Consider the following 6,556-nt stretch of genomic DNA (forward strand, 5'->3'; position numbering starts at 1 on the left):
GTTGGGGGGGGGGGGGGGGGGTGGGGGAGGGGGGGGGGGGGGGGGGGGGGGGGGGGTGGGGGGGGGGGGGGGGGGGGGGGGCGGGGGGGGGGGGGGGGTCCCCCCCCCCCCGGGGCCTGTCCGGCCCTGATCCGCCGGACAGGTCCGGGGCCCTACGCCCAGAGCTGGCCGTGCAGCGTCTCGATGGCCGCTTCGGTGGTCGGGGCCGTGTAGACGCCCGTCGACAGGTACTTCCAGCCGCCGTCCGCGACGACGAAGACGATGTCGGCCGGCTCCCCCGCCTTGACGGCCTTGTTCCCCACTCCGATCGCCGCGTGGAGCGCCGCGCCGGTGGAGACGCCGGCGAAGATGCCCTCCTGCTGGAGGAGTTCGCGGGTGCGGGTGACCGCGTCCGCCGAGCCGACGGAGAAGCGGGTGGTGAGGACCGAGGCGTCGTAGAGCTCGGGGACGAATCCCTCGTCGAGGTTGCGGAGCCCGTAGACCAGGTCGTCGTAGCGGGGCTCGGCGGCGACGATCCGGATGTCCGGCTTGTGTTCGCGCAGGTAGCGGCCGACGCCCATGAGCGTCCCCGTGGTGCCGAGGCCGGCCACGAAGTGGGTGACGGACGGGAGGTCGGCGAGGATCTCCGGGCCGGTGGTGGCGTAGTGGGCGCCCGCGTTGTCCGGGTTTCCGTACTGGTAGAGCATGACCCAGTCGGGGTGCTCGGCGGCCAGTTCCTTGGCGACGCGCACCGCTGTGTTGGAGCCGCCCGCCGCCGGGGAGGAGATGATCTCGGCGCCCCACATGGCGAGCAGGTCGCGCCGTTCCTGGGAGGTGTTCTCCGGCATGACGCACACGATGCGGTAGCCCTTGAGCTTGGCTGCCATGGCGAGCGAGATGCCGGTGTTGCCGCTGGTGGGCTCCAGGATGGTGCAGCCGGGGGTCAACCGGCCGTCCTTCTCCGCCTGTTCGACCATGTGGAGCGCGGGGCGGTCCTTGATCGAGCCGGTGGGGTTGCGGTCCTCCAGCTTGGCCCAGATGCGGACGTCGTCCGAGGGTGACAGCCGCGGCAGGTGGACGAGCGGGGTGTTGCCCACCGCGGCGAGCGGGCTGTCGTACCGCATCAGTTCATGCCGCCGGCGACGGCCGGGAGGATAGTGACGTTGTCGCCGTCGCTGAGCTCGGTGGAGATGCCGTCGAGGAAGCGGACGTCCTCGTCGTTGAGGTAGACGTTCACGAAGCGGCGGAGTTCGTTGCCGTCGACGATGCGCTCGCGGATGCCGTTGTGGCGGCTCTCCAGGTCCGTGAGGAGGTCGGCGAGGGTCGCTCCGTTGCCCTCGACGGACTTGGCGCCGTCGGTGTAGGTGCGGAGGATGGTCGGGATGCGGACCTCGATGGCCATGGCGTGGGCTCCTGTCGGAAACGGAGAGGTGGCGTGGGGCGCGCGGCTCTGCCCCCGCGCGGGGGTTGGTGCGTGACGTGTGGTGCTGCGTGTGGTGCTCGGGCCGCGGGCCCGGCTCAGGCCTTGCGGCCGGCGGGCAGGCGGCACGTACAGATCGCGCTGGAGAGCCTGCACAGGTCGACGTGCAGGCGCGCCACGAGCAGCATGCCCGGCGTCTTGTCGCTCACGTCATGGGGAACCATGCGCTCATCGTATCGATTCCCGGTCCGTAATCCCGAGTGTGATCTCACTTGGTGGATGGCGGGTGTTCGACAGGCGGACGGGACCGTGGTGGGTCCGGCCCCGTCCGCCGGTGGGCGGCCTGCCGGTGTCCGGCGGTACGACGTGGTCAGGCGGTTTCGTACGCCTCGACGACCTCGACGTCCTCCTCGGTGATCTCGCCGTCCACGATGCGGTACGAGCGGAACTGGAAGGGGCCCGCGCCGTCGGTGTCCGCCGTGGAGACGAGGACGTAGTGGGCACCGGGCTCGTTGGCGTAGGTGACGTCGGTGCGGGAGGGGTAGGCCTCGGTCGCGGTGTGGGAGTGGTAGACGATCACCGGCTCCTCGTCGCGGTCGTCCATCTCGCGGTAGAGCTTGAGGAGGTCGGCCGAGTCGAACTCGTAGAAGGTGGGCGACCGGGCGGCGTTGAGCATCGGGATGAACCGTTCGGCCCGGCCGGTCCCGGCCGGGCCCGCGACCACGCCGCACGCCTCGTCGGGGTGGTCGGCGCGGGAGTGCGCGACGATCTGGTCGTGGAGCGCCTTGGTGATGGTCAGCATTTCGCCAGGATAGGCATGCGGGCCCTCGCGTACCGAAGTGTGGTACGCGAGGGCCCGCATGGTGGACGGGGCCGCTGAAGCGGCAGGTCGGCGGCTCAGTTCTTGGCGAAGGCCTTGTTCTCGGGGTTGCGGGCCTTGAGGACCAGGTACGAGATGCCGAGGAGGGCGGCCCAGATCGGGGCGCAGTACAGCGAGATCCTGGTGTCCTTGTCGATGCCCATCATCACGACGACCATGGCTATGAAGCCCAGTGCGTAGATGCTGGTGTACGGGGCGCCGGGGGCCCGGAAGCCGGACTGCGGGAGCGCTCCGCGGTCGGCGAGGCGCCGGTAGCGGATCTGGCTGATCAGGATCATGATCCAGGCCCACATGCCGGAGATGGTGGCGAACGAGACGACGTAGGTGAAGGCGTCACCGGGCCACTGGTAGTTGATCCAGACGCCGACGAGCATCAGGGCGGCGGAGAAGGTGGTGCCGACGAGCGGGGTGCCGCTCCTGGTGAGCCGGGTGAAGAGCTTCGGGCCCTGCCCGTTGAGCGCGAGGTCGCGCAGCATGCGGCCGGTGGAGTACATGCCGGAGTTGCAGGAGGAGAGTGCCGCGGTCAGCACGACGAAGTTGACGATGCCGGCGCCGATGCCGAGGCCCATCTTGCTGAAGGCGGCGACGAACGGCGAGATGCCGGGCTTGAACTCGGTCCACGGGACCACGGAGAGGATCATGATGAGGGCGCCGACGTAGAAGACGGCGATGCGCCACGGCACGGTGTTGATGGCCTTGGGCAGGACGGTCTTCGGGTCCTTGGACTCGCCTGCGGTGACGCCGACGAGTTCGACGGCGAGGAAGGCGAACATCACGATCTGCAGGGTCATCAAGGTGCCCTTGATGCCGTTCGGGAAGAATCCGCCGTCGGACCAGAGATGGGTGACGGACGCGGTGTCCCCGGCGTCGGAGAAGCCGAGGGTGAGAATTCCGGCGCAGATGAGGATCATGCCGACGATGGCGGTCACCTTGACCATGGAGAACCAGAATTCGAGTTCTCCGAAGAGCTTCACGGAGATCAGGTTCACGCCGTACAGAATGACCGTGAAGATCAGTGCCGAAACCCATTGGGGAATGCTGAACCAGAACGTCATGTACTGGGCTGCGGCGGTGACTTCGGTGATTCCGGTGACGACCCAGAACAGCCAGTAGGTCCAGCCGGTGACGAATCCGGCGAAGGGGCCGATGAATTCGCGGGCGTACTCGGAGAAGGAGCCCGAGACCGGGCGGTACATGAGGAGTTCGCCCAGGGCCCGCATGATGAAGAAGATCACCAGGCCCGCGACGGCGTAGGCCAGGATGAGGCTGGGTCCGGCCTTGGCGATTGCTTTTCCCGCACCGAGGAAGAGGCCGGTGCCGATGGCTCCGCCGATGGCGATCATCTGGATCTGACGGGCGCCGAGGGCCCGCTGGTATCCCTCACCCGTCGTGCCGGCATCCGCGACTTCTACGGCTTGCCGGCCGCCCTGCCCTTTGTCGACCTGTGCCGATGTCATGTGCTGCGCCTTTCTCCACGCCGATCCGCGCCGTTGAGGCCGCGGATCAGGTCCTGATCCCCCCGGATATGGATGGAGTGCCGCCGGTGGTTGCCGGCTCATGGCGTCCTCGGGAACAGGTGTGGCGTCCCCCGAGTGGTCGTGAAGATTTATCACGGCCACCCGGGCGACCCACCGGGCGTTATGTGGTGCACACCACAGTAAAAAGCGGACAAGAGTTTCCTGCCGCAGCAAAAAGGCCATTCGAGTGACGGGATTGTTATTCGGATTTGAGCGTCTGCTGAGCGAACGCCCGGCGCGCGTCCGGCGGCATCCCGGGCAGATGCCGCTACGGCATCAGCGTTTCCACGAGTGTTTCCTGGAGCGCGCCGAGCCAGAGGTAGGCCATGACCATCGGCTTGCGCGGGTCGCTGTCGGGGAGCCGGTAGAGCGATCCGGGGCCGCTCCCTCCCCCACTCTCGGCCTCGCCCTCATCCTCGTCGGAGACCTCCAGGCGGGTGCCGATGGTGAGCCGGAGGTCGTTGAGGGCACCGAGCCAGTTGCGGCATTCGTCGCCGGTGAGTTCGAGCACGGCGCCGCCGTTCCCGGTGATCGTGAGGGCGTCCAGGGTGCGCACGACGGTGAGGGCGTCGTCGCGCTTGCGGGCGCGCAGATCGTTCTCGGTGAAGCGGCGGAACTCGGCGGAGGCGGCCCGCACTTCGCTGTCCTCGTCGCCGTACGCCTCGGGGAAGAGGCGGGCCAGGGCGGGATCGGTGGGCGGTTCGCTGGGTCCCTCCGCGAAGAGGGCGGCGAGCGGGTCCGCGCCCTCGGCGGGTTCGTCGCCGGGACCGATCAGTTCCAGCAGCTGGACGGCGAGGGAGCGCAGGATCGCGATCTCCACCTCGTCGAGCGCGACGGCCGCGCCGCCGCCGGGGGTGGCCTCGAAGTGGCCGGCCATGGGTTTTCTCCGATGGTGGGTCGGGCGGGGCAGGAGTCGGGCGGGGCGGCGGACGACCGGTCTAGTTGCGGTCCTGCGTGAGGGTGGCCCACAGCCCGTAGCCGTGCATGGCCTGGACGTCGCGCTCCATCTCCTCGCGACTGCCGCTGGAGACGACCGCGCGCCCCTTCTGGTGGACGTCCAGCATCAGCTTGTGCGCCTTGTCCTTGGAGTAGCCGAAGTAGGCCTGGAAGACATAGGTCACATAGCTCATGAGATTGACCGGGTCGTTGTGGACCAGCGTCACCCAGGGGATGTCGGGCTCGGGGACGACGACAGTCTCCTCGGCCGATTCGGGACGCTCGATCTCTGTGGGGGCGACGCTCACCCACCCCATGCTGCCACTCGGGAGGGTGCATCGCACAAACGACCCGACATCTCGTCACTCTGACGAAATAGGGGTAGCATCCGGAACATGAACTCTGCGGACCTTGGGCGACGGGTCGGTGTGCCGTCGACAGCGCTCTTCACCGACCAGTACGAGCTCACGATGGTGCAGGCCGCGCTGAAGGCCGGCACGGCCGACCGGCGGTCGGTCTTCGAGGCGTTCACGCGCCGGCTGCCCGAAGGGCGGCGCTACGGCGTCGTCGCGGGCATCGGACGGGTGCTGGACGCGGTGGAGAACTTCCACTTCGACGACGAGATGCTCACCTTCCTGCGTGAACAGAACGTCGTGGACGGCCCCACGCTCGCCTGGCTGGCCGACTACAGCTTCAGCGGTGACATCTGGGGCTACCCGGAGGGCGAGGTGTACTTCCCCGGCTCGCCGATCCTGCGGGTCGAGGGCTCCTTCGCCGAGTGCGTGATGCTGGAGACGGTGATCCTGTCGATCCTCAACCACGACTCGGCCATCGCCGCCGCGGCGTCACGGATGTCCGCCGCGGCCGGTGGGCGTGGCCTGATCGAGATGGGTGCACGACGCACCCATGAACTCTCGGCGGTGGCGTCGGCGCGTGCCGCGTACATCGGCGGCTTCGACACCACCTCCGACCTGGCGGCGGGCTTCCGCTACAACATCCCGACCGTCGGGACGAGCGCCCACGCCTTCACGCTGCTCCACGACACCGAGCGCGACGCGTTCCGGGCCCAGGTCGACTCGCTGGGCCGGGGCACGACGCTGCTGGTCGACACGTACGACGTCACCGAGGCGGTCCGTACGGCGGTCGAGGTCGCCGGGACCGAGCTGGGCGCGGTACGGATCGACTCCGGGGACCTGCTGCTGGTCGCGCACCGGGTGCGGCAGCAGCTGGACGAGCTGGGCGCCACGGAGACGAAGATCGTGGTGACCTCGGATCTGGACGAGTACGCCATCGCCTCGCTGGCCGCGGCGCCGGTCGACGCGTACGGGGTGGGCACGCAGCTGGTGACCGGCAGCGGGCAGCCCACCTGCTCGATGGTCTACAAGCTCGTCGCCCGTGCCGGGTCCGCCGACCCTGCGGAGCCGCTGCGTCCGGTCGCCAAGAAGTCGCTCGGCGCGAAGTCGTCGGTGGGCGGTCGCAAGTGGGCCGCGCGCCGGCTGGACGAGAACGGGGCGGCCGAGGCGGAGGTGGTCGGCACCGGCGCCGTGCCCGCGGAGCTGGCCGACCGGCAGCTGCTGGTCGAGCTGGTCAGGGACGGCGAGGTGATCGCCCGGGAGCCACTGGACGCGGCGCGCGAGCGGCACATCACGGCACGGGCGGGGCTGCCGATGTCGGCGCTGCAGCTGTCCCGCGGAGAGCCGGTGATCCCCACGGAGTACGTGTGAACGAGGGACGCGGGGGGGGGGGGGGGGGGCCCCACCCCCCCCCCCCCCCCCCCCCCCCCCCCGCGTCCTTCCCTCCCCCCCCCCCCCCCCCCCCGAGCCC

General features: G+C 69.6%; 8 protein-coding genes. 1 reads left to right on the top strand and 7 read right to left on the bottom strand.

Annotated features, from left to right (window positions below):
* Positions 1 to 152: 152 nt before the first annotated feature.
* From ACFVX4_RS04570 to clpS, 7 genes are all read right to left on the bottom strand, one after another.
* Complete coding sequence (locus ACFVX4_RS04570) at positions 153 to 1,103, bottom strand: PLP-dependent cysteine synthase family protein (protein WP_389971832.1); 951 nt, start codon at positions 1,101 to 1,103, stop codon at positions 153 to 155.
* Complete coding sequence (locus ACFVX4_RS04575; RefSeq protein ID WP_266418698.1) at positions 1,103 to 1,381, bottom strand: MoaD family protein; 279 nt, start codon at positions 1,379 to 1,381, stop codon at positions 1,103 to 1,105. The genes ACFVX4_RS04570 and ACFVX4_RS04575 overlap by 1 nt, the downstream gene beginning before the upstream one ends.
* A gap of 116 nt (positions 1,382 to 1,497) precedes the next feature.
* Positions 1,498 to 1,623 (bottom strand): putative leader peptide, encoded by a 126-nt coding sequence (locus ACFVX4_RS04580; RefSeq protein ID WP_256088703.1) that lies wholly within the window; start codon positions 1,621 to 1,623, stop codon positions 1,498 to 1,500.
* A 146-nt stretch (positions 1,624 to 1,769) separates the two neighbouring features.
* Positions 1,770 to 2,201, bottom strand: coding sequence for a Mov34/MPN/PAD-1 family protein (locus ACFVX4_RS04585; RefSeq protein ID WP_389971835.1), 432 nt, complete (start codon positions 2,199 to 2,201; stop codon positions 1,770 to 1,772).
* Positions 2,202 to 2,296: 95 nt separating this feature from the next.
* Entirely contained in the window at positions 2,297 to 3,736 is a 1,440-nt protein-coding gene (locus ACFVX4_RS04590; RefSeq protein ID WP_389971837.1) for an amino acid permease, read from the bottom strand.
* 328 nt (positions 3,737 to 4,064) lie between these two features.
* Complete coding sequence (locus ACFVX4_RS04595; RefSeq protein WP_389971839.1) at positions 4,065 to 4,673, bottom strand: DUF2017 domain-containing protein; 609 nt, start codon at positions 4,671 to 4,673, stop codon at positions 4,065 to 4,067.
* A gap of 61 nt (positions 4,674 to 4,734) precedes the next feature.
* The gene (gene clpS / locus ACFVX4_RS04600) at positions 4,735 to 5,049 is read right to left on the bottom strand and encodes an ATP-dependent Clp protease adapter ClpS (RefSeq protein ID WP_389971841.1); all 315 of its coding nucleotides are present in this window, start codon (positions 5,047 to 5,049) and stop codon (positions 4,735 to 4,737) included.
* Between the two features lie 78 nt (positions 5,050 to 5,127).
* On the opposite strand from clpS, the gene ACFVX4_RS04605 reads away from it, so the two are divergent.
* Positions 5,128 to 6,456, top strand: coding sequence for a nicotinate phosphoribosyltransferase (locus ACFVX4_RS04605; RefSeq protein ID WP_389971843.1), 1,329 nt, complete (start codon positions 5,128 to 5,130; stop codon positions 6,454 to 6,456).
* Positions 6,457 to 6,556: the final 100 nt, after the last annotated feature.

The sequence above is a fragment of the Streptomyces sp. NPDC058240 genome (assembly GCF_042882135.1).
In the GTDB taxonomy this organism is placed as follows: Bacteria; Actinomycetota; Actinomycetes; order Streptomycetales; family Streptomycetaceae; genus Streptomyces.